This is a genomic window from Streptomyces sp. NPDC047002, assembly GCF_040704505.1.
Classification (GTDB): domain Bacteria; phylum Actinomycetota; class Actinomycetes; order Streptomycetales; family Streptomycetaceae; genus Streptomyces.
Genome location: NZ_JBEYWC010000001.1, coordinates 320,959 through 346,283 on the forward strand (window position 1 = coordinate 320,959; position 25,325 = coordinate 346,283).

Consider the following 25,325-nt stretch of genomic DNA (forward strand, 5'->3'; position numbering starts at 1 on the left):
CGCCGGACTCCGCCGGGGTGCGGGCCGCGGGCACGGAGCCCGCGCCCGGCGCCGTGACACGGTCGGGCGCGGTGTCGACCGCGGCCCGGGACACGGGTTCAGAGCTGTCGTCGTAGGCCATCGAGCACCGCCTCAAGCAGTAACTGGTCGGTGGGGTCCTGGAATCTGGAGGGCGGGCGCACGGTGATGGCGCCGCACTGCACCAGGTCGGCGAGGAGGATCTTGGTCACGGTGGCGGGCAGCCCCATGCGGCCGGCGATCTCCGCGACGGGGGTCGGCGCAGGGCAGAGCCCGAGCACCTCGCCGTGTTCCGGTCCGAGGGGCGCCTCGGGCACGCTCCCGGTGGATATCACCAGCGTCAGCAGGTCGAGGGCGACGGCGGGCCTGGTCCTGCCGCCGCTCACGGTGTACGGACGGATCAGCCGGCCGGCTGCCTGGTCGAGCCATGGGCCGTCCTTCGCGACCGGCACCCCTCACCGCCCCGGTCCGTCGTGCGCCGCGCCCGCCGGCCGCCGCGCGGGCGTGACGAGGTACGGCCGCACGCTCTTGACGAGCATCGCCATCTCGTAGCCGAGGATCGCGGCGTCGGCCTCGCGGCCCGCGAGCACCGCGAGGCAGGTCCCGGTGCCCGCGGTGGTCACGAACAGCAGGGTGGAGTCGAGCTCCACCACGACCTGGCGCACCGTACCGCTGTCGCCGAACCGCGCCCCCGCGCTGCGGCCGAGGGAGTAGAGGCCGGAGGCCAGGGCGGCCATGTGGTCTGCGCTGTCGGCGTCGAGGCCGTGCAGCGATCTGACCAGGCCGTCCGAGGAGAGCAGCACCGCGCTGCGGGTGTGGGGGACGCGCTGGACCAGGCCGGCGAGCAGCCAGTCCAGGTCCTGGGCATGGCCCGTCGATACGTCACTCGCCATCGTGTTCTCTCACTCCTCGTTCGTGGGGGTGCGGCGGAGCGCCTCGGGCTGGTGCGGGGCCGGGCGCTGCGCGGGGTGCCGCTGCGGGAGGTCGGGTCTTGCCGGGGCCTGCCGCCTCTGCGGCTCGGGTGCGGGCTGCGGGGCGGTGCCGGTGCCCGCGTCCGCCGCGGCCTTGGCGCCCGCCTCCGTCTCGGCGAGGCCGATGCCGCGCCGGAACGCAGCCATCAGGCCGGGGTCGTGCACGGCGGGCTCGCCCGGGTCTTCCGCGGGCGGGGCGGGGGGCCGCTCCCGCAGCTCGGGCGCCAGGTGCTCCTGGCCCTGCCGCTTGGGCAGCCGGGGGCGTCCCTGCTGGGCCGTACGGGCGGCGCCGGGGGCGCGCACGTCGCGCACCGGGGGGACGCTCCGCGCTGCCGGGGCCGCGTCGCCGCGCGCGGGCGACGGGATGCGCACGCCGGGGCCGGTGGGCGCCTCCGGGAGGGAGGAGCCTGCCGCCGGCTCCGGCGGCCGGGCGGCTGTGCCCTCCCGCGCCGGCGGCGGCGCGCTTCCCGCGGTCACGGCGGGCGGCGCGGTGCGCGCCGCGTGCGGCGGTGCGGAGCCGTCCCCCAGGGCCGCGTCCTGGCCGTCCTGCCCGGTGCCGAGCAGTGTCTCCGGCAGGACGAGGACGGCCTGCACGCCGCCGTAGATGTTGGACTGGAGCCGTACCGCGATGCCGTGCCTGCGGGCGAGCGCGGACACCACGAACAGGCCGATCCTGCCGTCCTGGAGCAGATGGGCCACGTTGACCTGGTCGGGGTCGGCGAGCAGGCCGTTCATGTGCTTCTGCTCGTCGGGCGCCATGCCGAGGCCGCGGTCCTCGACCTCGACGGCGAGCCCGGCGGTGACGCGCTGGGCGCGCAGCAGCACCTGGGTGTTGGGGGCGGAGAACAGCGTCGCGTTCTCGACGAGCTCGGCGAGCAGGTGGATCACGTCGGCGACGGCGTGGCCGCGCAGGGTGCCGTCGACGGGCGGCACGAGCGTGACCCGGGGGTACTGCTCGACCTCGGCGACCGCAGAGCGCAGCACCTCGGTCACGGAGACCGGCCTGCTCCACTGGCGGCGCGAGACGGCGCCGCCGAGCACCGCGAGGTTCTCCGCGTGCCTGCGGATGCGGGTGGCCAGGTGGTCGACGTGGAAGAGGCCCTTGAGCAGCTCGGGGTCCTCGACCTCGTTCTCCAGGTCGTCGAGGAGCTGGATCTCCCGGTGCACGAGGGACTGCAGCCGCCGGGCGAGGTTGACGAACACCTCGACGCGCTGTTCGTCGCCCGCGCTGCTGGAGAGCTGCGACGCCTGGACGACGGCGGCCACCGCGGCCTCCTGCGACCGGGTCAGCTCGCGGCCGAGCCGGTCCAGCTCGTCGCCCGCCGCGTGCGGGTCGGGCGGCGTGCGGCGCACGGCCACCCGGTCGCCGCGCCGCAGCTGCTCCACGACGGAGCGCAGTTCGTCCTGTCCGCGCGCGCTCGTCCTGCGCAGGGCGTGGCAGCGCTCGATGACGCCGCGCGCGGTGCGCTCGGCCCCGAGCGCGGCGGCCGCGACGGAGGCGAAGGCGACGAGCGCGGTGCCTGCGAGCGCCGCCCAGGCCCCGGCTGTGGGCTCGGTGCCGGACTGGCGCAGGACGACCACGACGGCCGCCGCGCCGCTGAGCGAGGCGACTATGGCGGGCAGGACCGCCGCCCGCAGCAACCGCGGCCGTATCCGCGTGTCCTGGCCCTGCCGCGGCGCCGTGCGGGCGCCCGCCGTTCTGCCGCGGGCGCCCGGCCTGCCGTGCCGACCGCCCTCGCGGCGGTCGGGCCGCGCCGCGGGTGCGCGAAGTTGAGACATGCCGTCAGTGCCCTCCGTTGATCATCAAGCACTCACGGTAGTCGTGACCGACGGGGGTACGAACGGCAGTTGGCGAACTTGCCCGCGCAACGTCCCGCTCTGGTATGAGCGTCAGGACATGCGTTCGACCATCTCGTCCCGGCTGCTCAGACCGCCGCGCACGGCGGGCCGGCCGCCGGCGGGCGTCCTGGCGGCCTGGCGCCACCAGGGGGCCTCGGGCACCCGGTCGGCCGTCGGCTCGAAGGGCTCGCCGGGCCGGGGCAGCGCGACGGCCGCGCCGGCGTCCGCCGCGGCCTCGACGGTGCCCTCGCCCGGCTCGGCCCACGGGTGGGGCGCGAGGTTGAAGGTCCCCCAGTGGATGGGCATCATCACGCCGGACGGCGTGCCGCCCTGGAGGTCCAGGTGGGCCCGCATCCCCTCGGCGGGCGTCATGTGGATGTCGGGCCAGTACTCGGAGTACGCCCCGATCTGGATCATCGTGGCGTCGAACGGACCGTGGGCGGCGCCGATGTCGCAAAAGCCCGTGAAGTAGCCGGTGTCGCCGCTGTGGTAGACGCGGTGCTCGGGGCCCGCCACCGCCCAGGACGCCCAGAGCGTGTGCTGCTTGTTGCGGATGCCGCGGCCGCAGAAGTGCCGCGCGGGAGTGGCGGTCAGCCGCACGCCCGCCACCTCGGTGGCCTCGTGCCAGTCCAGCTCGCGCAGCCGGGAGGGTGCGACGCCCCAGCGCTCCAGGTGCGCGCCGACGCCGAGCGGGACGGCGAAGACCGTGTCGGTGGTGGCGAGCGCCTTGATCGTGGGCATGTCCAGGTGGTCGTAGTGGTCGTGGGAGATCACCACGACGTCCACAGGGCCCAGGGAGGCCAGGGGCACCGGCACGGGGTGCAGGCGCTTGGGGCCCGCGAAGGAGAACGGGGAGCAGCGCTCGCCCCACACCGGGTCGAACAGCACCCGCGCCCCGTCGATCTCGGCGAGCACGCTGGAGTGGCCCATCCAGGTCAGCCGGAGCCCGGTGGCGGGCGGCTTCGCGAGGTCGGCCAGCGTGGTCGGGTACACGGGCACGGTGCCTGCGGGGGCCCTGCGGGCGCGGGCGTCCTTCTCGAAGTAGACCTTCGCCAGGTCGAGCGGCGAGCCCGAGGGCCTGGTGCGCGCCGTGCCGTCCGGGTTCTTGAACGTGCCGTCCGAGAAGTGCGGCGAGCGCCGGATGCGGGCGAGGCGCTCGCCGGTCGACTCGGCGCCGAACGCCTCGGGGCGGCCTGCCGCCAGCAGGCGGCCGACCGCCGGCACGGCGAAGGAGCGGGGCAGCGGCGACGGGCCTGCGCCCTGGGGGGTGTGTGCGGGGGATCCGGAGTTTTCCACGGCATGAGAACGTTTCCGGGCCGCTGCGGATTCCCGTTCCCGCGCATCCGCCACTCCCGGTGCGGGTCCTGCCGCCCGGCCCGGCGGCCGCGGCGCTCCCGGTGGGTGCGCGCGGAGCGGGGTGAGTAGGGTGTCGGGATTCGCCGTTCAGATGACGTCGTTCGCGGGTTCACCGCGGCGCGCCACCATGCCGGGACGGGCGGGGCCACCGACAGGAGAGGACCACTGTGACGGACCAGCCGAGCGGCGGCGAACCGGGCAGGACGGTGTACGACGTGCTGGTCGTCGGGGGCAGCGGGGTGGACACCGTGGTCCGGGTCGACTCGCTCCCGGTGCCGCTCGCCGACTCGGTCGACGTGAGCGCGATACGGGAGTGGCCCGGCCACACCGGGGGCAATGTGGCGCTCGGCTGCCGGGCCCTCGGGCTCGGCGTGAAGTTCCTCGACTTCGTCGGCGAGGACTGGACAGGGGAGCAGGTGCGGGCCAGGCTCGCCGAGGGCGGCGTCGACTTCGAGGCGCTGCCGTCACCGTCGGGCACCCGGCGTGCGGTGAGCCTGGTGGAGCGCACGGGCCGGCGGATGTCCTTCCAGGACGCGCGGGAGCCGGCCGGGCTGCGGATGCCGCGTTCCTTCTACCTGCCGCACCTGCGCGCGGCCCGCCATGTGCACCTGTCGGTGGTGGACTTCGCCCGCCATCTCTTCGACGACATCGCCGAGGCGGGCGTGCCGGTCTCCACCGACCTCCAGGACTGGGACGGGCTCAGCGAGCATCAGCGGGACTTCGCGCTCCGCTCCGACCTGGTGTTCCTGAGCGCGGCCGGGGCGGGCGGCCGGATCGCCTCGGTGATGAAGGAGATCCTGCGGGAGGGGCGCGCCGAGGTCGTGGTGGCCACGGCGGGCGCGGGCGGCTCGTACCTGATGACGCGTGAGGGCAGCAGGACGCCGCGCCCGGTGGCCGCCGAGGTGCCGCCTGCGCCGGTGGTCGACTCCAACGGCGCAGGCGACGCGTACGTCTGCGGCTTCCTCTACGGCAGGCTGGCAGGGCGGGGCCTCGACGAGTGCGCGGCGCTCGGCGCCCGCGCGGGCGCCCACGCCTGCACGGGCCAGGGCCCAGAAGCGCTGATAGGCCGCGACGACCTGCTGGCGCGGTCGCGTTGAGGCTTGCCGCTCCGCTTGCGGCCTGCGCACCTGCGGGGCGTCAGGTCTGGCGTACCGGCGCGTAGTCGGCCTCCCCGACGCCGAAGGTCCAGGCGACGCCCTGCCGCGCCAGGCGTACTGCAGGAAGCCGTCCCGGTAGGCGGGGGCGGTCCCGTCGCCGCGGTCCAGGCGGCCGGCTCGTCTCAGCCGCCCCGGCGCCGGTCGTGCCCGGCCTGCCGCAGACGTTGGGCGCCGGGTCCGACAACCGGCTCCCGCCAGGGCCTTCGCCGCCACCGCCCGCACTGTCAGAGGGCCTTGATAGAACTGCTGCAACGTCGGCCGACCAACGAGCCACCCGTTCTCTGGAGCCATCGCCATGCCCTCGGACAGCCTCACGGAATTCCACGGTCTGCCCACTTTCGACTTCTCCGGCGCGCCGGGCGCGCAGGGGCTGCCGCCCGCCGACTCCGTCGCGTGGCGGGTCTGGGTCGAGTCGTACGACGCGGAGATCCCCTGGGACAAGGAGTTCGACCGGTTCGCCGAGGCCGTCGACCTCAGCCGGGTGAGGGCGCTGGTCGTGGGCGCGTGGAGCGACGCGTACGAGTCGGGGCCCGACGAGGTCGTCAAGGCGCTCACCGGCGCACGCGACCGGCTGGCCTCGCTGCGCGCCCTCTTCGTCGGCGACATGACCTTCGAGGAGTGCGAGATCTCCTGGATCAACCAGACCCAGGTGGCGCCCCTGCTGCGGGCCTTCCCCGCGCTGGAGGAGTTCGGCGTGCGGGGCGGCCAGGAGCTCGGGTTCGACCCCGTGGACCACGCCTCGCTGCGCGCGCTGCGGATCGAGACGGGCGGCCTCGACGGCGCCGTGGTGCGGGGCATCGGCGCGAGCACGCTGCCCGCGCTCGAACGGCTCGACCTCTGGCTCGGCGTGGAGGACTACGGCGGCACGACCACGGTCGCCGACCTCGCGCCCTTCCTGTCCGGTGAGCGCTTCCCCGCGCTGCGCCACCTCGCCCTGCACAACAGCGAGTTGCAGGACGAGATCGCGGTGGCCTGTGCCTCGGCCCCGGTCGTCGCGCGGCTCGAGACGCTGGACCTTTCGATGGGCACCCTGGGCGACACGGGGGCCGAGGCGCTGCTCGCCGGGCGGCCGCTCACCCATCTCAGGCGGCTCGACCTGTCGCACCACTACATCTCCGCTGCGCTCCAGGAGCGCATCACGGCCGAACTGACGGGCGCCGGCGTGGAGGTGGACCTCGACGACGACGGGGCGCGCGAGGACGCGGAGGGCGACGAGGACTTCCGCTACGTGGCCGTGGCGGAGTAGCGCCATGGCGGGGTGGGTCGTGGTGGGGATACCCGGCGGCCGCCGGGTCGGGCTGTTCGGCGCCGCGCTGCGCGCCGCGGGGCTGCCGCCCGCGCGGCTGGTGCCGTGGGCCGATGTGCTGCGGGGCCGCTCCCCCGCGTTCGCGGGCGGGGAGACGGTCCGCGTGGAGTCGCCCGGCGAGGACGCCGAGGTGGACCGGCTGCTGCGCGGCCCGCTCGAACCGGCGCGGGTCGAGGGCACCGCCCGCTGGTACGCGGCGCTGACCGGGGCCGTACGGGGGCTCGGGCGGGCGGCAGCCGCTGCCGGGGCCGCCCTGCTGCACGACCCCGCGGAGCTCGCGGTCCTCTTCGACAAGCGGCTGTGCCACGGCGTGCTCACCGCCGCCGGGGTGGCCGTGCCCGCGTCCCCGACATCGGGTCCCGCCGCGCCCGCCGCCGCGGGCTGGGAGGAGGTGCGGGCCCTGATGGCGGGCGCCGGGCTGCGCCGGGCGTTCGTGAAGATCGCCCACGGCTCCTCGGCCTCCGGTGTCCTGGCCGTGGAGACGGCGAGCCGCGGGCGGGTCCGCGCGGTCACCTCGGTCGAGCGGGACGCCGCAGGCCGGCTGTTCAACTCGCTGCGGGTGCGGCCGTATGCGACGGAGCGCGAGGTCGCCGCGGTGGTGGACGCGCTCGCGCCGGACGGGCTGCACGTGGAGCAGTGGCTGCCGAAGGCGGCCCTCGGCGGGCGCCGCGCGGACCTGCGGGTCGTCGTGGTGGCGGGCAGGGCGACCCACGCGGTCGTGCGCACGAGCCGCTCCCCCATGACCAACCTCCATCTGGGCGGCGTCCGCGGCGACCTGGCGGCGGTGCGCGGAGCGGTGGCGGCGGCCGGCGGGAGTCTCGACGAGGCGCTCGCGCTGTGCGAGCGTGCCGCCGCCTGCTTCCCGCGCACCCACTGCGTCGGCGTCGACCTGCTGCCCGAGTCGGGCTGGCGGCGCTTCGCCGTCGGCGAGGTCAACGCCTTCGGGGACCTGCTGCCCGGGCTGACCGGGCTGCCGGGCACCGCGGCTGAGGGGCTCGACACCTATGCGGCCCAGCTGGCCGCCGCGCCCCTGCGGGGTGCCCGTGGCTGAGCGGCCCGGCACCGGTCGAGACCAGGGCGGCAGCCCCGACATGAACGAGGTGGTCGGCAGGGACGACCTGCTGTTCGTCACGCTCGACACCCTGCGTCACGACGTCGCCGCGGAGCTGGCCGCCGCGGGGCGCACGCCCGAGCTCGCCCGCAGGCTGCCGGGCGGCCGGTGGGAGGAGCGGCACGCGCCGGGCAGCTTCACCTACGCGTCGCACCAGGCGATGTTCGCGGGGTTCCTGCCCACGCCGGTGCGCCAGGGCCCGCACCCCCGGCTGTTCGCCGCGCGCTTCCCCGGCAGCGAGTCCACCGCGCGGGGCACGTACGTCTTCGAGGAGGCGGACCTGGTGTCGGGGCTCGCCGCCGCCGGGTACCGCACGGTGTGCGTCGGCGGGGTCGGGTTCTTCAACCGCCTCGGCGCCCTGGGGTCCGTGCTGCCAGGACTGTTCCAGGAGGCGCACTGGGAGCCGGAGTTCGGCGTGGCGTCGCCGCGCTCCTTCGAGGCGCAGGTGGCGCGGGCCGAGCAGGTGGTGGCGGGGCTCCCGCCCGAGCGGCGGCTGTTCCTGTTCGTCAACGTGTCCGCGCTGCACCAGCCCAACTGGTTCCACCTGCCGGGCGCCACCGCCGCGGCGGGCGACACGCGGGCCGGCCATGCCGCGGCCCTCGCCTACGTGGACCGGCACATCGGCCGGCTGTTCGCCGCCATGAGCTCGCGGCGGCGCTGCTTCGCCGTCGTCTGCTCCGACCACGGCACCGCGTACGGCGACGACGGCTGGAGCGGCCACCGCATCGGCCACGCGTCCGTGTGGACCGTCCCGTACGCCCACTTCTTCCTTGACGACCCGAGGACCGCACCATGAACGAAGGACCCGCGACGGCCCTCTCCCCCCGGCAGGCGCCCCCGGCGCACGGCCCCGGGGAGCGTGCCCCGGCCCCGCGCCCTTACCAGCACTACGTCTACGCCTACCCGCACAAGACCGCCTACGAGGAGCTCGACGACGCGCCTGCGCTGCGGGATGTGTGGGCGGGCGAGCCGCGCGACGCGCTCGCGCTCTATCTGCACATCCCGTTCTGCGAGGTCCGCTGCGGCTTCTGCAACCTGTTCACCAGGGTCGGCGCGCCCGACGGGCTGACGACGCGCTACCTCGACGCGCTGGAGCGGCAGGCGCTCGCCGTGCGCGAAGCCCTCGGCGACGCGGAGCCGGTGGCGTTCGCCGCCGCGGCCTTCGGCGGCGGCACCCCGACGTTCCTCACCGCCGGTGAGCTGGAGCGGCTGTGCGACATCGCGGAGAAGCGCGCGGGCGCCGACCTGTCGGCCGTGCCGCTGTCCGTCGAGGCGTCGCCCGCCACGGCGACCGCGGACCGGCTCGCCGTCCTCGCGGACCGCGGCGCGACCCGGCTGAGCCTCGGGGTGCAGAGCTTCGTGGAGGCGGAGGCGCGGGCGGCGGTCCGCCCGCAGCGCAGGGCCGACGTGGAGGCGGCGCTCGGCCGGATCCGCGACGCGGGCATCCCCGTCCTCAACATCGACCTGATCTACGGGATCGAGGGGCAGACCGAGGAGAGCTGGCGGCGCTCGCTGCGGGCCGCGCTCGCCTGGCGCCCCGAGGAGCTGTACCTCTACCCGCTGTACGTGCGGCAGAAGACCGCGCTGGGCCGCCAGGAGCCGGGCGATGCGGCCTGGGACGCGCAGCGGCTGCGGCTGTACCGCCACGGCCGCGACCTCCTGCTCGCCGAGGGCTACGAGCAGGTGTCGATGCGGATGTTCCGCAGGCCCGACTCCGCCGCGCAGGAATCAAGCGACCACGCCTGCCAGACCGACGGCATGGTCGGGCTCGGCTGCGGCGCCCGCTCGTACACCTCGCGGCTGCACTACTCCTTCGACTACGCCGTGGACATGCGGGAGATACGCGCCATCGTGGACCGCTACACCGGGACCGCGGACTTCTCCCGCGCACACCGCGGCTTCCTGGTGGATCCCGCGGGCGACGAGCCGCGCCGCCGCCACCTGCTGCAGTCGCTGCTCCAGGCCGCTGGGCTCGGCCTCGCGGAGTACCGGGCCAGGTTCGGCAGCTGCCCCGCCGACGACTTCCCCGCCGAGCTCGCCGAGTTCGCCACGCGCGGCTGGTTCGACGGCGCGGCGGCGGACGCCGGGCTGCTGCGGCTCTCCCCCGAGGGGCTCGCCCACTCCGACGCGCTGGGGCCCTCGCTGTTCTCGCCCGCCGTACGGGCGCGGATGTCCGCGTACGAGCCGAGGTGAGGCGGCGGGCGTGGACCTGACCGTGCCCACTTCGTGCGGCACGGTCAGGTCGATGGCGTGGGGCAAGACGGAGGCGTGCGCCCCGGCGGTCAGTCCATGCCCTTCCTGCCCGGCGTCCAGAACGGCTTGGTCAGGACCGCTCGCCGGTCCCACCCCGCTTCCTGGACGAGCACCCGCCGCACTGCTTGCACGTCCCGTGCCTCCCCGGCGACATACGCGATCCCGCCGGGTTCGGGGGCGAGACGCCGTACCGCGTCCGGCAGTGACGTCTCCCCCCGGAGTACCCAGTCGAGCCGGTCGCCGCCCGCCAGGGGCAGCCGGTCCGCAGCCGTCGCCGTCTCGACACAGCCGGAGACGACGGCTTCCCCTGGCAGTGCCGCGAGCATCGCACCGAACGCGACCGAGGCCGTCTCGTCGCCGACGAAGAGGTGGCGGGTGGCATCGGGACGCAGCGTGAAGGTGCCCTCGGGTCGCCGCAGCCGCACCTGTTCACCCGGTACGACGGTGCGGCCCCATGCGGCGCCCGGCCCGCCCGCCGCGTGGTCCAGTACGCACAACTCGACGCCGCCGGACGGGTCGTAGTGCCAGATCGAGTACGTACGGAGGGTGAGTCCGCCGACCAGGACCCGCACCTGCTGGCCTGGCTGGACCTCCAGACCGGCCAGTTGCCCGCCTTCGATGCGCAGCCGACGCATCCGGGCGGTGATCTGCTCGGCCTCGGTGACGGCGCCGCGTACGGTCAGGAGATCGAGGACGGGGTTCAGGAGAGCGGGCATGAAGGGCTCCTCAGCGGGGCGGCGTGTCGTACTCAGCAGGAGACTGGACGCGATAGTACGCGTTTGCGAGGGAACGCGATAGTGCGTGCTGGCGTGGTATCGCCGTGACCGGCGACCGCAACTCCCAGGACCGCGCCGCTCTCCCGGGCCGTGGCGCCGAGACCGGATCCCAGGCCCGCCGGGCCGCCACCCCGGAACAGCCCGCCGCCTCCGCGGGGATGCCACGCCACGCGACGCCCGTGCGCAGCACGGGCAACCGCCCCGGACAGCGGCCGGGCCGCTCGGGAACGGGCGGCTCTGCCACAGATCGTCAGGGGCAAGACCGGAGCCCGATTCATTCCGAGACGGCCGGTTAGACTCGCGGACATGGCGTGAGACCTCTCCGGTCCTGACGACCTCTCGGTCGACGGGCCAGACGCGGACGGACGTTCCCTCGTACCCCGCCGGTCGGCGGGGTGATTCCGCATGGAGAGTTCTCGTGACATTCCACGACAGCCACGCGCAGGCCGGATCCGTGGCATCCCCCTTCGAAAGACTGCTCAGCGCGATCGACGACGACGACACCGTGGCGGGCCTCGTCCTCATCGGCTCGCGCAGTTTCCCCGGCATGGCCACCGCTCACTCCGACCACGACGTCCTCCTCGTCACCGAAACGCCGGACGAGGGTACGGACACCGCAGGTCCGAGCGGCAACGACGGGACGTGGCGCGGCTCTTGGTCACGTGCCCTCGACATCTCGGTGGTGCCGCTCCCGGAGTTCTCCGCGTACGCCCTCCCCGGCCACCGCGACTCCTGGAACCGGTACGCCTTCGTCCACGCCCAAGTGGTACGCGACCGGCCCGACGGGCTGATCTCCCGGCTCGTCAGGGAAAAGGCTGGACTGTCCGATCAGGAGGCCGGCAACCTCGGCAGGGGCGCGCTCGACGCGTACATCAACTCCTGCCACCGTGCCGCGAAGGACCACCGCGCGCGACGCACGCTCCAGGCCCGCCTCAACGCGGCGGAGAGCATCCCCCACGCGCTGACCGCCCTCTTCGCGATGGACCACCGCGTCCGCCCCTACAACACCTACCTGGTGTGGGAGTTGACCCGGAACCCTCTCCTGGGGGAACCCGCCTTCGCCGCCGACCGGCTCCTGCCCCGCCTGGAGCGCATCCTCACCGACGGTGATCCCGCCACGCAGCGCGACCTCTTCGCCGACATCGAACGCGTGGCGAGAGCACACGGCCTGGAAGACGTCATCGACGCCTGGGGCCCGCTACGGCTGTTGCGCCGCGGCACGAGCGCCGCTCCCGCCGCCACGACCGCCGCGACCAGCCGGGTGCTGGCGTACGTGAACCGTACCCACGACCTCGACCACGTCCTCGTCGGGCGACTGCCAGGCGGCCACCAGCAGGGGGCCTGGCTGCTGCGCGACGCGAGCGGGGCGGACGCCGTTTTGAAGTGGGACACGGACAAGGGCGCGGCCACGCGTGTCAGGCGCGCAAACGCGATGATCCCCCGGGCCCGGGAACGCGGATGGCCCACCCCCGCATGGCTCGCCGCCGGAACGACCCCGAGCGGCTACCCGTACCACCTCCAACAGCGCGCGACCGGCGCCCCCGCACTGCGGGTCGACCGGGCGTTCGTGCGCGCGGCACTCCCGGTACTCGACCTCCAGGCGGACCTGTACCCCTCCACCGAGCAGGACTGGTCCGCCCACGACCACGCCGTGGTCTTCCACGAGGCTTCGGGCCCCGCACAGGCACTGTCCGCGTTCTCGCCGGCAGGCGAGGCGTTTTCCGGCGTGGCGCGCGCCTGGGTGGCTCCCTTCCGCACGGCTCGCCCGACGTCCCGTGATCTCGTGCACGGCGACTTCACCCCCGACAACGTGCTGCTGACCGACGGGAGGATCTCGGCCCTCGTGGACGCGGACGCGCTCGGAAAGGGCACCCGGTTCCACGACGTGGCCTCGCTCGTGGCCCACGCCGCTCTCTGGGACGGCGAACCTGCCGCCCTCGCGGACCTGTACGCCTACGCACGGCAGAACGCGGGACCGGGCGAATTCGAAGTAAGCCTCGTCGCCGTCCTCCTGGGCCTGCTCGCCTTCACCGTCGAGCACCACCATGCAGCCGCACCCGCGCTGATCCCCGCGGCGACCTCGCTGATCGTCTCGGCCGCGCGCGCACATCCCTCTCCGCCCCGGCCCGACGCCACCTGACCGCAAGCCGCAGGCGGTCCCCCGGGGGGACGTTTTCGTCCCCACGCGCCGCCCGCGGCCCGGCAGCACTCGAAGGACGTCATCAGCAAGGCGGCGGGCAGGAGACGGCCACGGTCCTGCCCGTGGGTAAACGCGCGGGCAGTACCGTGGCAGCGTGGCGAGCAGCGAACATCTCGGGAAGACCCTCCGGCGGCTTCGACGCCTGGCCGACCTCACGCAAGAGGAGCTGGCTGAACGCGCCGACGGGCCGTGCCGGACTCGGGCAGACTGACCAGGTTTTCGCGCCAGTCTCGGACTCGTTCGGACTCGTTGGAAGGTTCCTGTGGACCTGACCGTGCTCTACCGGGGGCCGCTCGCCTCCTGCGACTACGACTGCCCCTACTGCCCGTTCGCGAAGCGCCGCGACACGCCCGCGCAGCTGCGCGCGGACCGTGCGGCGCTCGACCGGTTCACCGGCTGGGCGGCCGGTGCGTCCAAGGACCGGCTTTCGCTGCTGTTCACGCCGTGGGGCGAGGGCCTCGTGCGGTCCTGGTACCGGCGGGCGCTGACCGATCTCTCGCATCTGCCGCACGTGGCGCGGGTCGCGATCCAGACCAATCTGAGCTGCCGCACGGAGTGGACGGCCGACGCCGACCCGGCGAAGCTCGCGCTGTGGTGCACGTACCACCCGGGGCAGACCCCGTACGACCGGTTCCTCGGCAAGTGCCGGGAGCTGGCCGCGCGCGGGATCCGCTTCAGCGTCGGCGTCGTGGGGCTGCCCGGCCACCTGCCGCACGCCCGCAGGCTGCGCGCGGCGCTGCCGCCGCACGTCTACCTCTGGGTGAACGCGGCCGAGGGGCACGTGTACACGGACGCGGAGGCGGCGCGCTGGACCGAGCTCGACCCGCTGTTCCCCTACAGCAGGGCCCCGCACCGCTCCGCCGGGCTGCCGTGCAGGACGGGCGCGTCCGTGGTGTCGGTGGACGGCGGCGGCACGGTGCGCCGCTGCCACTTCGTCCGTGCGGAGCTGGGGAACCTCTACGACGGCTCCTACCGGCGCGCGCTCGGGCCGCGCGCCTGCCCGCTCGCCGTCTGCGACTGCCACATCGGCTACGTCCACCTGGAGTCGCTGCCGCTGTACGACGTGTTCGCCGGGGGCGTGCTGGAGCGGATACCGGCCCGCGTGCCGCCCCTGCCGCCTGAGGTCAGGGCCTGAGCGGCAGCAGGTCGGGCCGCTTGGCCGCGGCGTGGTCGCCCGAGGACTCGCCGCGCAGCCTGCGCCCGATCCACGGAACCAGGTACTCCCTGGCCCACTGGATGTCGTCGCGGCGGCCGACCAGCGCGCCGCGCGGCGGCAGGGCGGGCCAGGGCTGCTCCGGGTCGGCGGGCACGGCGACGCCGAGCACCTGCCCGGCGCGCAGCGCGACCCGCGTGTGGCCCTCGGGCGAGAGGTGCAGCCGGTCCGCGTCCCAGGCACGCCGGTCCTGGACCGACCGCAGCGACCACAGGTCGAGCACCGGGCAGCCGTAGCGGTCGGCGATGGCCCTGACGTGCGCGGTGTACGTGGCGATCTTGCCGCGCAGGTGGCGCAGGACCGGCACGCCCCTTGGGTCGAAGCCGGTGGTGACCATGACCGTGCCGACCGAGCGTGTCAGGTCGGCGACGGCGCTCTCGTACACCTCGGCGACCAGGTCCGGGTCGGCGCCCGGCCTGATGAGGTCGTTGCCGCCTGCGCAGAAGGTCACGAGGTCGGAGCGCAGCCGCTGGGCGCGCGGCACCTGGGTGCGGACGATCTCGTCGATGAGCTTGCCGCGCACCGCGAGGTTCGCGTAGTGGAAGTCGCCGTGCGCGCTGTCGGGCGCCTCGGGGTCGTCGGGCAGCCGGTCGGCGAGGAGGACCGCGAGGCGGTCGGCCCATCCGACGCAGCTGCCGTCGGGGCCGGGATCGCCGACGCCCTCCGTGAAGCTGTCGCCGACCGCCGTGTAGGACCGGAGGCGGGGTCCAGCGGTGTGCCGCTGTGCTCTGGTGTCGTCAGCCACGGCGGCATTTTTCACCCGCGGTGCCCACCTACGCGACCGTAGGCAGGAGGCCGGGGCCGCAGGTGGCCGCTGTGATCCCGCTCACGGCGCGCGGCCGAGGCGCGGGCCGCGGGCGGGCGCGGTACCGGCGCACGACCGGTGTCCTGGGGGCGCCGGTCCTGTGCGGTACGCGCCGCCCGCCGATGGCCTAGGGTCGGGGACCGAGCCGCACGGCGTCCGCGCCGTCACCGACCGGGGAGGAGCCCTCCGTGGGGCAGGAGCCGCAGTACGTCGCCCAGGACACCGGGACCGCGCCGGCCGCGGCGGCGGGGCCCGCCTCCGGTCTCCCGGCCGAGCCCGAGCTCACCGGGGTGCGCAACTTCCGCGACGTGGGCGGCCTTCAGGCGGCCGACGGCCTGCGGGTGCGCACGGGTGTCCTGTTCCGCAGCGGGCATCTGGCGGGCGCCACCGCCCAGGACGCGGTCTTCCTCGCGTCGCTCGGCCTGCACACGGTCTACGACTTCCGCAACGCGGCCGACATCAAGCTCGACGGCCCCGACATCGAGCTCCCCGGCGTGCGCCAGGTGAACATCCCGCTCAACGACCCGGCGGACGGGGCGGAGTTCTGGAAGCTGGTCCGGCACGGGGACGTGGCGCAGCTGCGCTCGCTGCTCGCGGACGGCAGGGCCGCGGCCCGGATGACGGACTCCTACCGCCGTACCGTCCTTGAGCGGACGGCGGAGCACGGCCGGGTGGTGCGCGCCCTCGCCGACGGCGGCGTGCCCGTGCTGCTGCACTGCGCGGCGGGCAAGGACAGGGCCGGCGTGACGGCTGCGGTGGTGCTGCTGGCGCTCGGGGTCGGGTACGAGGCGATCGAGGAGGACTACCTCAAGTCCAACGCCGCGCACCGGCGCTACCGGGTGCGGCGCGGCGAGGGCGCGGGCGGCGGCAGGTCGGCCGAGGTGATGGAGCTGCTCGGCCCGCTGTTCGACGCCCGCTCCGCCTATCTGCGTACGGCCTTCGACACCATCGAGGAGACCTGGGGCGGTACCGGGCGCTATCTGGCGGAGGGGCTCGGTGTCACGCCCGAGGTGCGTGAGCGGCTGCGCGGGCGGCTACTGACCGCGTGAGCCGACCTTGAACAGCAGGTAGAGGAAGCCGGCGATCGCGTGGCCCGCGATCAGGTAGGCGAACAGCCGGATGGCCAGGCCGCGCGGGAGGATGCCCTCCTTGTGGTCGGGCTTCTGGCTGTCCAGCGGATCGTGTGACATGGTGACCGCCTCTCGGGGGTGGTGGTGCCGCTCGGCGCCCTGGGCGCTCAGCGGTGGTGGAGGCCCGCGCCGTCGAGGCACAGCTCGCCGGCGGGGCTCTGGAGCAGGGTGTGCACGAACAGCAGCTCGGCTCCCGCGGGCTCGACCGCGGCGATGCGGTGCGGGACGAGCGAGTCGAAGTGGGCGCCGTCGCCCGGTTCGAGGACGTGCACGCCGTCGCCGAGCGCGAGGCGCAGCCGTCCGGACAGGACGTAGAGCCACTCCTCGCCCGGGTGGACGCGTACGAGGTTGCCCTGCGCGCCGTACTCGACCGTGACGCGCAGCGGCTGCATGGCGCGCCCGGGGTTGCCCGCCTGGCGGTAGACCCAGCCGTCGGACTCGACGGGCTCGGCGCGCGCGCCCCTGACGATCGGGTCACGTTCGGGCGGCATCTCGCCCAGGAGGTCGGAGACCGTCGTACCGTAGATGCGCGCGAGGGCGAGCAGCAGGGGCAGCGAGGGCTGCCGGTTGCCCGTCTCCAGGCGGGAGAGGTGCGCGGGCGAGAGTCCGGCCCGCGCGGCGGCGGTCTCCAGGGTGAGCCTGCGGCCGCGGCGCAGCTCCCGCAGGCGCGGGGCGACGTCGGGCAGGGGCTCGTCGGGCGACGGGCCGACCGCGGGGGCGGGGGCTCCTGGAGTGCTCATGCCTCCATTGGGCCAAAAACTTTCCCCCGAGGCAAATTACTTGCCTCGGAGGCAAAAAATCCGCGTCCCGCCGCTCAGCGGTTGGCCACGGCCTGCTTGACCAGGGTCTTTCCGAAGTCCCACATCAGCCCGCCGCCCCCGTGCGCGTCGTCCATCACGGCGGTGAAGGCGTCCACGAACCGGTCCACCTCGCGCTCGCCGATGGTGAGCGGCGGGATCAGCTTGATCACTTCGAGGAAGTCTCCGGAGACCTGCGTGAGGATCCGGTGCTTCTGGAGCAGCGGCACGACGACCATCTGGGCGAACAGGCCCTTGCGCGCGGCCTGGAGCATGGTCCAGCGGCTGCGCAGCTTGAGCGAGCTCGGCCGGCCGAACTCGATGCCGATCATCAGGCCCCTGCCCCGCACGTCGTGCAGCAGCTCGTACTGCGGAATCAGGTCGGTGAGCCGCCGCTTCAGCAGCTCTCCGGTGCGGCGCGCGTTCTCCACGACCTTCTCGTCCTCCATCACGGAGAGGACGGCGAGGCCGGCCGCCATCGCCTGCGCGTTGGCTCCGAAGCTCGCCGAGTGCACCAGCACCCGGTCCATCGAGGAGTAGACCTTCTTGAAGATCCAGTCCTTGCCGAGGGTCGCGCTCACCGGCACGTAGCCGCCGGACAGCGCTTTCGCCACGCAGACCAGGTCGGGCTCGACGCCCTCCTCGTGCTGGTACGCGTAGAACGCGCCGGTCCTGCCCATGCCGGTCTGCACCTCGTCGGCGATGAGGAGCGCCTTGTGCTTGTGCAGCAGGTCCTGCGCGGCGCGCAGGAACCCGGCGGGCGGCTGGTGCACGCCCTTGCCCTGGATCGGCTCGACCACGAAGCCCGCGACGTCGCCCTTCTTGAGCTCGCGCTCCAGCGCTTCGAGGTCGCCGAGCGGCACGGCCGTGTCCGGCAGCAGCGGCGCGAAGCCGTCGCGGAAGCTGTCCTCGCCGTTGACCGAGAGGGAGCCCGTGGTCAGCCCGTGGAAGGCGTGCGAGGCGTAGAGGATCCGCTTGCGCCCGGTGGCGTACCGGGCGAACTTCAGCGCGGTCTCGACCGCCTCGGTGCCGCTGTTGCCGAAGAAGACCCGGTCCAGGTGGGGGCTGTGGGCGAGCAGCCGCTCTGCGAGCAGGCCGGGCAGCGGCTGGCAGTCGAAGCGGGTGAGGTCGGCGAGCGAGGCGTCCAGCACGTCGTGCAGGGCCTTGCGCACCACGGGGTGGTGGCGGCCGATGCCCATGACGCCGAAGCCGGCGAGCATGTCCAGGTAGTCGTTGCCGTCCGCGTCCCAGAAGTAGGCGCCCTCGGCCCGCTCGTAGAACTTGTCGAAGCCGATGGTGTGCAGCATGCGCGGCAGCTGCGGGTTGACGTACCTGCCGTGCAGCTCGTAGCGCTCGGCGCCGCGCTCGGCGAGGAGCCGTGCCAGGTCGAAGCCCCTCGCGGGCACCGGCTCCGCGGCAGGGGCGGGGGCAGGGGCGGGCACCGGGGACCCGTTCGGCTCCGCGGGCCCCGCGGCTTCGGTGGACTGGGTCATTCCGCATTCTCCTTGCGTGCCAGGGCGGCACTGATACGTCCTGCGATCTCGACCGGGGTGAGGCCGATGTCGGCGAGCAGTTCACCCCGCTTGGCGTGCGGGAGGAACCGCTCGGGGATGCCGAAGGCCCGCAGCGGCACGTCGCACCCGGCGTCCCGCAGCAGCTGTCCGACCGCCCAGCCGACGCCTCCCGTACGGCTGTTGTCCTCCACGACGGCGACCAGCCGGTGGCGCTCGGCGAGCGGCACGAGCTGCTCGTCGAGCGGCTTGACCCACCGCGGGTCCACGACGGTGCACGCGACGCCGCGCGCCTGGAGCAGCTCGGCGGCGCGCAGGCAGGCGGGGGCGAGGGCGCCGGCGGAGACGAGCAGCACGTCGGGCGGGCCCGCGCCCTCGGCGGGCCGGTGCAGGACGTCCATCCCGCCGACGCGGCCCACCGCGGGCACGGGCTCCCCCACCGACTCCTTCGGGAAGCGGACCACCGTCGGCGCGTCGTCGACGGCCACGGCCTCCCGCAGCTGGGCGCGGAGCTGCTCGGCGTCGCGCGGCGCGGCGATCCTCAGCCCCGGCACGACCTGGAGCACCGACATGTCCCACATGCCGTTGTGCGAGGGTCCGTCGCTGCCGGTGACCCCGGCGCGGTCCAGGACGAAGGTGACCCCGCAGCGGTGCAGCGCCACGTCCATCAGCACCTGGTCGAAGGCCCGGTTGAGGAAGGTCGCGTAGACGGCGACGACGGGGTGCAGCCCGCCGGTGGCGAGCCCCGCAGCCGAGGTGGCCGCGTGCTGCTCGGCGATGCCCACGTCCCAGACGCGGTCGGGGAAGCGTTCGGCGAACGGCCGGAGGCCGACCGGTTCGAGCATGGCCGCCGTCAGCGCCACCACGTCGGGGCGCTCTGCTCCGATGGCCGCGAGCTCCTCGGCGAAGACCGAGGTCCACGAGGGTGCGCTGGGCGGCGCCAGCGGCTCGCAGGTGAGCGGGTCCATCGCGCCGACGGTGTGGAAGTGGTCGGCCTCGTCCTGCAGGGCGGGCGGGTAGCCGCGGCCCTTCTCGGTCAGGCAGTGCACGAGGACGGGCCCGGAGAAGCGCCGCGCGGTGTGCAGCGCCGCCTCAACGGCGGCCACGTCGTGCCCGTCGATGGGGCCGAGGTACTTGATGCCGAGGTCCTCGAACATCCCCTGCGGCTGGAAGGCGTCCTTGAAACCCTTCTTGGCGCCGTGCAGCGAGCCGTAGAGCGGGCGGCCGACGACCGGTGTGTTCTGCAGGACCTCCTTGCCCCAGGCGAGCGCGCGCTCGTAGCCGTCGGTGAGGCGCAGGGTCGACAGGTGCGCGGCGAGGCCGCCGATGGTGGGCGCGTAGCTGCGCTCGTTGTCGTTGACGACGATGACCAGCCGCCGGTCCCCTGCGGCGGCGATGTTGTTCAGCGCCTCCCAGGCCATGCCGCCGGTGAGGGCACCGTCCCCGATGACGGCGACGACATGGGAGTCCCCGCCCCGCACGTCGCGCGCCTTGGCGAGTCCGTCGGCCCAGCCGAGGACCGTGGAGGCGTGCGAGTTCTCGATCACGTCGTGCTCGGACTCGGCGCGCGAGGGGTAGCCGGAGAGCCCGCCCTTGCCGCGCAGCTTGGAGAAGTCCTGCCGGCCGGTGAGCAGTTTGTGGACGTACGCCTGGTGCCCGGTGTCCCACAGCACCCGGTCCACGGGCGAGTCGAAGACCCGGTGCAGGGCGACGGTGAGCTCCACCACGCCGAGGTTGGGCCCGAGGTGACCACCGGTCCTGGCCACCGCCCGGATGAGGAACTCCCTGATGTCCTCGGCGAGTTCGTCGAGTTCGCCCTCGCTCAGCGCCTTGAGATCGCGCGGCCCCCGAATGCTCTCAAGGATCGACACGCTCGGCCCCCTCTCGGTTCGTACCACTGCGGCGGGCGGGCCGCCCCTGCGGCACCCGCGCCCGGCCGCTTCGCGGGGCCGCGGGCCGGCCCCGTGCCCCGCCGGGGCCCCGCGGTGGGCGGGACCCCGTGCGGTGCGGTGTCAGCGGGTGCCCGCCACCGTCTCGCGGGCGGCCCTGATGGTCTCCTTGAGCGAGCCCATCGTGGCGAGGACCGCGGTGGGTTCGTAGCCGCAGTGCGCCATGCAGTTGTCGCACCGGGCGTCCTTGCCCCGGCCGTACTTGTTCCAGTCCGTCTCCTCGATGAGCTGGCGGTACGTGGGCACGTACCCGTCGGCCATCAGGTAACACGGCCGCTGCCAGCCGAACAGCGAGTAGTTGGGGATCGCCCACGCCGTGCAGGGGAAGTCGGCCTTGCCCTCGAGGAAGTCGAGGAACAGGGGCGAGTGGTTGAGCCGCCACTTGCTCCTGTTGCCGCCGCCGAACGCCTTCTTGAACAGCTCGCGCGTCTGCGTGACGCCCAGGAAGTGGTCCTGGTCTGGCGCCTTCTCGTAGGCGTAGGCGGGCGAGATCATCATCTCGTCGACCTTGAGGTCGTCGTTGAGGTAGTTGAGCACCTCGATGATGGTCGCCGGGGTGTCGGTGTTGAAGAAGGTGGAGTTGGTGGTGACCCGGAAGCCGCGGCGCTTGGCCTCCTTGATGGCGGCCACCGCCTCGTCGAACACACCTTCCTTGGCGACCGACTCGTCGTGCCGCTCCCGCATGCCGTCGATGTGCACGGTGAAGGAGAAGTACGGCGACGGCGTGAACTTGTCGAGCTTCTTGCGCAGCAGCATCGCGTTGGTGCACAGAAAGACGTACTTCCTCTTGGCCACCAACTGCCGCACGATCTCGTCGATCTGAGGGTGCATCAGCGGCTCGCCGCCCGCGATGGAGACCATCGGGGCGCCGGACTCCAGCACGGCGCCGACGGCCTGGGCCACCGGCATCCGCTGCTTGAGCACGCCCGCGGGGTGCTGGATCTTGCCGCAGCCCTCACACTTCAGATTGCACGCGAACAGGGGCTCGAGCTCCACGATCAGCGGGAACTTGTCCCGCCTGCGGAGCTTCTGTTCGGCAAGGTACGTCCCGACCCTGATGGTCTGTCGGAGCGGCATAGCCATCTGGCTCACCTCCTGGGGAGCAGCAAAGAACGGTGCCATTCATAAAAAACCGGAAGGACGGCACGGAGAACACGGAAGGCTGATATTCCCCCGCGCACCGTGCCGATCCGGACGAGCTCGTGCTCCGGAGCGTCCACGACCACACGTACGGCCGCAACCGGGCGGGGCCCGGCCTCCAGAGCGGTGCGGAGCGTCGCGGCGGACTCCATGTCCACCCCGACGGCTCCCGTGGTGCGTAGTTCGGCCCGTTCCTGGCCGCGTACCACATGGTCGGAACCGGTGAGCGGACCGGTGTGGACCCGGTGTCCCGGCAGCGCCCGGGACAGCGCCTCGAAGAGGAGTTCCGTACCCGCGCAGGGCGTGGCCCCGCGGGCGTCCCTTGTCTCCTCGGCGACGACGAGGTCCCCCGGGCTCATGCCCGGGGTCAGACCGGCGCAGAAGCCGGACGCGACGACCGCGGAGCCGCGGAGCCGGTCCTCGCCGAGCGCGCCCCGTACGGCGCGCTCGGCGTTGGCCGGGCCCATCCCCGTGCGCAGCACGGTGACCGGCCCCGCGGGTTCGCCCCTCCTGCCGCGCAGCGCGAACCGCTCGATGCCGAGCGCGCAGGCGATCAGCAGCGGCGTGTCCGGTTTCGGGGGGTCGCTCCCCGCGGTGCCCGCCATCAGCCCGCTCGCAGGACTCGGTCGGCGAGGGGCTCGCCGTGCACGTAGCGGCCGAGAGCGGTGAGCGGGAACACCTGCCGGTACAGGTGGTAGTTGATGGAGAAGTCCCACGGGAAGCCCGTGCCGGTGAAGTACGGCTCGTCCCACGAGCCGTCCTCCTGCTGCGTCTCGGCGAGGAAGGCGACGCCGCGCTCGACGGCCTTGCTCTCCTTCTCCCCCGCCGCCAGCAGCGCGAGCAGCGCCCACGCCGTCTGGGACGCGGTGGAGGCGCCCTGCCCGATCCACTTCTCGTCGGTGTAGGAGCGCTGGTCCTCGCCCCAGCCGCCGTCCTCGTTCTGCACGGACTCCAGCCAGGCGACCGCGCGCCTGAGCGCGGGGTGGGTGCCGGGCAGGCCCGCGGCCGCGAGCGCGGGCACCACGGAGCCCGTGCCGTAGACGTAGTTGGTTCCCCAGCGGCCGAACCAGGCGCCGAACGTCTCCTGTTCGGCGAGCAGCCACTCGACACCGCGCCGGGTGGCGGGGTGGTGTGTCTTGCCCTCGTACGCCAGCATCTCCACGACGTGCGCCGTGACGTCGGCGGACGGGGGGTCGATGACCTCGCCGAAGTCGCAGAACGGGAGCCGGTTGGGGAACGGGCTGGTGTTGTCGGCGTCGAACGCGGCCCACGCGCCGTTCTTCGACTGCATCCCGAGCGTCCAGCGGGCACCGCGCGTGACGGCGTCCTCCAGCTTGCCCGCGTCGGGGTGGTCGACCCGGCGCAGCGCGAGGATGACCTCGGCGGTGTCGTCGATGTCGGGGTAGTTGTCGTTGTGGAATTCGAACGCCCAGCCGCCGGGGGCCAGCGAGGGCCTGCGCACGGACCAGTCACCCGGTCGGGTGATCTCCTCGTTCATCATCCAGTCGGCCGCCTTGACCAGGGCCGGGTGGTCGGCCTCGACGCCGGCGTCGGCGAGCGCGATGGTGGCGAGGCAGGTGTCCCACACCGGGGACTGGCAGGCCTCGATCATCCGGGCGCCGTCCTCGCGCCAGACCGCGAAGCGGTCGAGGGAGGCGAGCCCCTCGCGCATCACGGGGTGCTCCAGGTCGTAGCCGAGCAGGTGGAGCGCCATCAGGGAGTACACGGCGGGCGGCTGGATGCCGCCCCAGCAGCCGTCGTTCTCCTGCCGCTCGATGATCCACCGGGAGGCCGCACGCATCGCGGCGCGGCGCAGCTTGCGCGGCGCGACCTTGCGGTACGCGTGCAGCGCCTTGTCGAGCCGCTGGAAGGCCCCGTCCCAACTGGCCACCTGCGCAAGGGGCTTGGCGGGGTTGGGGTCGGACGGGTCGGTGTGCAGCTCGTCCAGGGGGAAGGGCGCGGGGCGCACCGGCCTGACCGCGCCGACCACGGTGAGCGGCACGATGGTCTGCCGGGCCCAGCAGCCGAAGTCGTAGACGTTGAGCGGGAGCCACTTCGGAAAGAAGATGACCTCGGGCGGCATCTCCGGCAGGTCTTCCCACTTCCACCAGCCGAACAGCGCGAGCCAGATGCGCGTGAAGACGCGGCTCGCGGCGATCCCGCCCCGCTCGCGCACCCAGGCGGCGGCGCGCGCCATGTGCTCGTCCTCGGGGCTGTCGCCCGCGAGGCGCAGCGCGACATACGCCTCGACGGTGGCGGACAGCTCGCCCGGGCCGCCGTGGAAGGTGGCCCAGGTGCCGTCGGCCCGCTGCTCGCCCCGGATGAAGAGGGCGGCGGCCTCGGTGGTGTGTGCGTCGCGGATGCCGAGGAACTGACGCAGCAGCAGGTCCTCGGCGTCCATCGTCACATTGGTTTCCAGGTCGCCCTTCCACCAGCCGGCCGCGTCCTGACGGCCGAGCAGGTGGTCGATGGCCCTGCGGGTGGCCCGCTCTGCGGCCTCCCGTACCTCTCCGGCCTCGGCGGTGGTGGCCGGCACGCCCGCCGAAGCCGCCTCGGAGCCCAGGGCTCCTGCGCTCCCGTCGGTCGTCGCTGTCATAACTTCCCCTCCGTGCAGTGGTGCTTCTGCTGTGCTGGGGTCTGGGCCGTCCGTCTCCGTGCCTGCGGGGCGGGGCCGGACGGCGACTGCTCAGGTCAACCCCCAGAAAGGGCAGATATGGGAATAGTGATCATCTCTCTCGTACGACGACGAAGTCGGCGAGCGCGACGAAGCGCGCCCGGACTTCTTCCGGCATGTCCACTCCGGTCAGGGCTGCCACCGCGACGGAGTGCTGCCGGCGAGCCTCCTGGGAGGTCCACTCGCGCCCGCCGGCCTCTTCGATCAGCGCTGCGCGGACGGCGAATTCTTCCTCGGAGAAGGTCTCGAAATCATTGCTTTTCGCGTCGGCGGCGAGGAGTTCGCCGAGCCGGCGCGACGCGGCGTTGTCCGCGGCGAGCGCGGCCACCACCGGCAGGGACTTCTTGCGCTGCCTGAGGTCGCTCCAGGTCTGCTTGCCCGTGGAGTCGGGATCGCCCCAGATGCCCAGCAGATCGTCCACCGCCTGGAAGGCCAGGCCGAGATGGTGGCCGTAGGACTCCAGCAGGTCGGCGGTGCGGTCGTCGGCGCCGCCGAGCACGGCGCCGATGGAGGAGGCGCAGGCGAGCAGCGCGCCCGTCTTGTTGCCCTCCATCGTCAGGCACTCCTCGACGGTGACCCGTTCGCGGTGCTCGAAGGAGATGTCCTGCGCCTGACCGTCGATCAGCTTGCGGGTGGCGCTGGTCAGCCGGCGGGTCGCCCGGCCGGCCTCGGCGCTGCCGAGCTCCAGCAGGATCTCGTTGGCGAGTGCGAACAGCGCGTCGCCGACCAGGATCGCCTGGGCGGGGCCGTGCACCTTCCACACCGTGTCGCGGTGCCTGCGCTGCTCGTCACCGTCCATCAGGTCGTCGTGCAGCAGCGAGAAGTTGTGCACGAGCTCGACCGCGACGGCCCCCGGCACGCCCTCCTCGGGCGCGGCGCCCGCCGCCTCCGCCGACAGCAGGGCGAGCGCGGGGCGCACGGCCTTGCCGCCGTCGCCTGCCGCGGGGTTGCCTGCGGCGTCGATCCACCCGAAGTGGTACGCCGAGACGGTGTCCATCGGCGGCGCCAGCCGGTCGACGGCCGCGCGCAGCACCGGCGTGGCAAGGCTCCGCCCGCGGTCGAGCAGCGCGTTGACGTCCGCAGTGTCGACAGCCAGGTTGGCCGGGGGCACAGTCGGCA

22 protein-coding genes and 1 pseudogene are annotated in these 25,325 nt (G+C 73.8%); 8 read left to right on the forward strand and 15 right to left on the reverse strand.

Going from position 1 to position 25,325, the window contains the following annotated elements; translation table 11 throughout:
- Window positions 1-98: 98 nt before the first annotated feature.
- The 4 genes from AB0910_RS01515 to AB0910_RS01530 form a co-directional block, all read right to left on the reverse strand.
- Window positions 99-470: a DUF742 domain-containing protein gene (locus tag AB0910_RS01515; protein ID WP_345642040.1), complete on the reverse strand. Its 372-nt coding sequence runs from the start codon at window positions 468-470 to the stop codon at window positions 99-101.
- Window positions 471-473: 3 nt separating this feature from the next.
- Complete coding sequence (locus tag AB0910_RS01520) at window positions 474-911, reverse strand: roadblock/LC7 domain-containing protein (RefSeq protein WP_366742438.1); 438 nt, start codon at window positions 909-911, stop codon at window positions 474-476.
- Window positions 912-920: 9 nt separating this feature from the next.
- Window positions 921-2,768, reverse strand: coding sequence for an ATP-binding protein (locus tag AB0910_RS01525; protein WP_366742439.1), 1,848 nt, complete (start codon window positions 2,766-2,768; stop codon window positions 921-923).
- A gap of 111 nt (window positions 2,769-2,879) precedes the next feature.
- Window positions 2,880-4,052, reverse strand: coding sequence for an MBL fold metallo-hydrolase (locus AB0910_RS01530; protein ID WP_366742729.1), 1,173 nt, complete (start codon window positions 4,050-4,052; stop codon window positions 2,880-2,882).
- A gap of 350 nt (window positions 4,053-4,402) precedes the next feature.
- Here AB0910_RS01530 and AB0910_RS01535 point away from each other — a divergent pair, with 350 nt between their 5' ends.
- From AB0910_RS01535 to AB0910_RS01555, 5 genes are all read left to right on the forward strand, one after another.
- The gene (locus AB0910_RS01535) at window positions 4,403-5,281 is read left to right on the forward strand and encodes a carbohydrate kinase family protein (RefSeq protein WP_366742730.1); all 879 of its coding nucleotides are present in this window, start codon (window positions 4,403-4,405) and stop codon (window positions 5,279-5,281) included.
- 355 nt (window positions 5,282-5,636) lie between these two features.
- Entirely contained in the window at window positions 5,637-6,587 is a 951-nt protein-coding gene (locus tag AB0910_RS01540) for an STM4015 family protein (RefSeq protein WP_366742440.1), read from the forward strand.
- A 4-nt stretch (window positions 6,588-6,591) separates the two neighbouring features.
- Window positions 6,592-7,698, forward strand: a complete 1,107-nt coding sequence (locus tag AB0910_RS01545; RefSeq protein WP_366742441.1) for an STM4014 family protein — start codon at window positions 6,592-6,594, stop codon at window positions 7,696-7,698.
- Window positions 7,699-7,738: 40 nt separating this feature from the next.
- A complete protein-coding gene (locus AB0910_RS01550) occupies window positions 7,739-8,554 on the forward strand; it encodes an STM4013/SEN3800 family hydrolase (RefSeq protein ID WP_366742731.1) in 816 nt (271 codons plus the stop codon).
- Complete coding sequence (locus AB0910_RS01555; protein WP_366742442.1) at window positions 8,551-9,951, forward strand: STM4012 family radical SAM protein; 1,401 nt, start codon at window positions 8,551-8,553, stop codon at window positions 9,949-9,951. The genes AB0910_RS01550 and AB0910_RS01555 overlap by 4 nt, the downstream gene beginning before the upstream one ends.
- 89 nt (window positions 9,952-10,040) lie before the next feature.
- Here the strand turns inward: AB0910_RS01555 and AB0910_RS01560 are convergent, their stop codons facing one another.
- Both AB0910_RS01560 and AB0910_RS01565 read right to left on the reverse strand, forming a co-directional pair.
- The gene (locus AB0910_RS01560) at window positions 10,041-10,727 is read right to left on the reverse strand and encodes a siderophore-interacting protein (protein WP_366742443.1); all 687 of its coding nucleotides are present in this window, start codon (window positions 10,725-10,727) and stop codon (window positions 10,041-10,043) included.
- 187 nt (window positions 10,728-10,914) lie between these two features.
- Window positions 10,915-11,022: pseudogene (locus tag AB0910_RS01565) on the reverse strand (IS5/IS1182 family transposase); the annotation flags it as partial.
- A 183-nt stretch (window positions 11,023-11,205) separates the two neighbouring features.
- On the opposite strand from AB0910_RS01565, the gene AB0910_RS01570 reads away from it, so the two are divergent.
- On the forward strand, window positions 11,206-12,927 hold the full coding sequence (locus tag AB0910_RS01570; RefSeq protein WP_366742444.1) for a phosphotransferase: 1,722 nt from the start codon (window positions 11,206-11,208) through the stop codon (window positions 12,925-12,927).
- 322 nt (window positions 12,928-13,249) lie between these two features.
- Window positions 13,250-14,122, forward strand: coding sequence for an STM4011 family radical SAM protein (locus tag AB0910_RS01575; RefSeq protein ID WP_366742445.1), 873 nt, complete (start codon window positions 13,250-13,252; stop codon window positions 14,120-14,122).
- Here the strand turns inward: AB0910_RS01575 and AB0910_RS01580 are convergent.
- A complete protein-coding gene (locus AB0910_RS01580) occupies window positions 14,112-14,945 on the reverse strand; it encodes an SGNH/GDSL hydrolase family protein (protein ID WP_366742446.1) in 834 nt (277 codons plus the stop codon). The genes AB0910_RS01575 and AB0910_RS01580 overlap by 11 nt on opposite strands.
- 350 nt (window positions 14,946-15,295) lie before the next feature.
- Between AB0910_RS01580 and AB0910_RS01585 the strand changes: the two genes are divergently transcribed.
- Window positions 15,296-16,054: a tyrosine-protein phosphatase gene (locus AB0910_RS01585; RefSeq protein ID WP_366742732.1), complete on the forward strand. Its 759-nt coding sequence runs from the start codon at window positions 15,296-15,298 to the stop codon at window positions 16,052-16,054.
- On the opposite strand, the gene AB0910_RS01590 is transcribed toward AB0910_RS01585, so the two are convergent.
- The 8 genes from AB0910_RS01590 to AB0910_RS01625 all read right to left on the reverse strand — a co-directional run bounded on the left by AB0910_RS01590 (window position 16,040) and on the right by AB0910_RS01625 (window position 25,317).
- Window positions 16,040-16,195 carry a DUF6126 family protein gene (locus AB0910_RS01590; RefSeq protein WP_345642012.1) on the reverse strand — a complete coding sequence of 52 codons (156 nt, stop codon included), beginning with the start codon at window positions 16,193-16,195 and terminating at the stop codon, window positions 16,040-16,042. The two genes, AB0910_RS01585 and AB0910_RS01590, sit on opposite strands and share 15 nt — an antisense overlap.
- Before the next feature lie 47 nt (window positions 16,196-16,242).
- Window positions 16,243-16,875 carry a cupin domain-containing protein gene (locus tag AB0910_RS01595; protein ID WP_366742447.1) on the reverse strand — a complete coding sequence of 211 codons (633 nt, stop codon included), beginning with the start codon at window positions 16,873-16,875 and terminating at the stop codon, window positions 16,243-16,245.
- Between the two features lie 74 nt (window positions 16,876-16,949).
- On the reverse strand, window positions 16,950-18,425 hold the full coding sequence (locus AB0910_RS01600) for an aspartate aminotransferase family protein (RefSeq protein WP_366742448.1): 1,476 nt from the start codon (window positions 18,423-18,425) through the stop codon (window positions 16,950-16,952).
- Complete coding sequence (gene dxs, locus AB0910_RS01605; RefSeq protein ID WP_366742449.1) at window positions 18,422-20,314, reverse strand: 1-deoxy-D-xylulose-5-phosphate synthase; 1,893 nt, start codon at window positions 20,312-20,314, stop codon at window positions 18,422-18,424. Before dxs ends, AB0910_RS01600 begins: the two co-directional genes overlap by 4 nt.
- 141 nt (window positions 20,315-20,455) lie before the next feature.
- A complete protein-coding gene (gene hpnH, locus AB0910_RS01610; RefSeq protein WP_366742450.1) occupies window positions 20,456-21,475 on the reverse strand; it encodes an adenosyl-hopene transferase HpnH in 1,020 nt (339 codons plus the stop codon).
- 5 nt (window positions 21,476-21,480) lie between these two features.
- Window positions 21,481-22,137, reverse strand: coding sequence for a 1-hydroxy-2-methyl-2-butenyl 4-diphosphate reductase (locus AB0910_RS01615; protein WP_366742451.1), 657 nt, complete (start codon window positions 22,135-22,137; stop codon window positions 21,481-21,483).
- Window positions 22,137-24,128, reverse strand: coding sequence for a squalene--hopene cyclase (gene shc / locus AB0910_RS01620; RefSeq protein ID WP_366742452.1), 1,992 nt, complete (start codon window positions 24,126-24,128; stop codon window positions 22,137-22,139). The genes AB0910_RS01615 and shc overlap by 1 nt, the downstream gene beginning before the upstream one ends.
- A gap of 130 nt (window positions 24,129-24,258) precedes the next feature.
- Window positions 24,259-25,317 (reverse strand): polyprenyl synthetase family protein, encoded by a 1,059-nt coding sequence (locus AB0910_RS01625; RefSeq protein ID WP_366742733.1) that lies wholly within the window; start codon window positions 25,315-25,317, stop codon window positions 24,259-24,261.
- Window positions 25,318-25,325 lie beyond the last annotated feature (8 nt).

What these genes read in the sequence shown, in the direction of transcription:
- AB0910_RS01545 (WP_366742441.1), top strand. Translation starts at nt 6,592, where the DNA reads ATGGCGGGGTGGGTCGTGGTGGGGATACCCGGCGGCCGCCGGGTCGGG.
- AB0910_RS01595 (WP_366742447.1), bottom strand. Translation starts at nt 16,875, where the DNA reads ATGAGCACTCCAGGAGCCCCCGCCCCCGCGGTCGGCCCGTCGCCCGAC.
- AB0910_RS01525 (WP_366742439.1), bottom strand. Translation starts at nt 2,768, where the DNA reads ATGTCTCAACTTCGCGCACCCGCGGCGCGGCCCGACCGCCGCGAGGGC.
- AB0910_RS01600 (WP_366742448.1), bottom strand. Translation starts at nt 18,425, where the DNA reads ATGACCCAGTCCACCGAAGCCGCGGGGCCCGCGGAGCCGAACGGGTCC.
- AB0910_RS01560 (WP_366742443.1), bottom strand. Translation starts at nt 10,727, where the DNA reads ATGCCCGCTCTCCTGAACCCCGTCCTCGATCTCCTGACCGTACGCGGC.
- shc (WP_366742452.1), bottom strand. Translation starts at nt 24,128, where the DNA reads ATGACAGCGACGACCGACGGGAGCGCAGGAGCCCTGGGCTCCGAGGCG.
- AB0910_RS01550 (WP_366742731.1), top strand. Translation starts at nt 7,739, where the DNA reads ATGAACGAGGTGGTCGGCAGGGACGACCTGCTGTTCGTCACGCTCGAC.
- AB0910_RS01520 (WP_366742438.1), bottom strand. Translation starts at nt 911, where the DNA reads ATGGCGAGTGACGTATCGACGGGCCATGCCCAGGACCTGGACTGGCTG.
- AB0910_RS01555 (WP_366742442.1), top strand. Translation starts at nt 8,551, where the DNA reads ATGAACGAAGGACCCGCGACGGCCCTCTCCCCCCGGCAGGCGCCCCCG.
- hpnH (WP_366742450.1), bottom strand. Translation starts at nt 21,475, where the DNA reads ATGGCTATGCCGCTCCGACAGACCATCAGGGTCGGGACGTACCTTGCC.
- AB0910_RS01615 (WP_366742451.1), bottom strand. Translation starts at nt 22,137, where the DNA reads ATGGCGGGCACCGCGGGGAGCGACCCCCCGAAACCGGACACGCCGCTG.
- AB0910_RS01540 (WP_366742440.1), top strand. Translation starts at nt 5,637, where the DNA reads ATGCCCTCGGACAGCCTCACGGAATTCCACGGTCTGCCCACTTTCGAC.
- AB0910_RS01590 (WP_345642012.1), bottom strand. Translation starts at nt 16,195, where the DNA reads ATGTCACACGATCCGCTGGACAGCCAGAAGCCCGACCACAAGGAGGGC.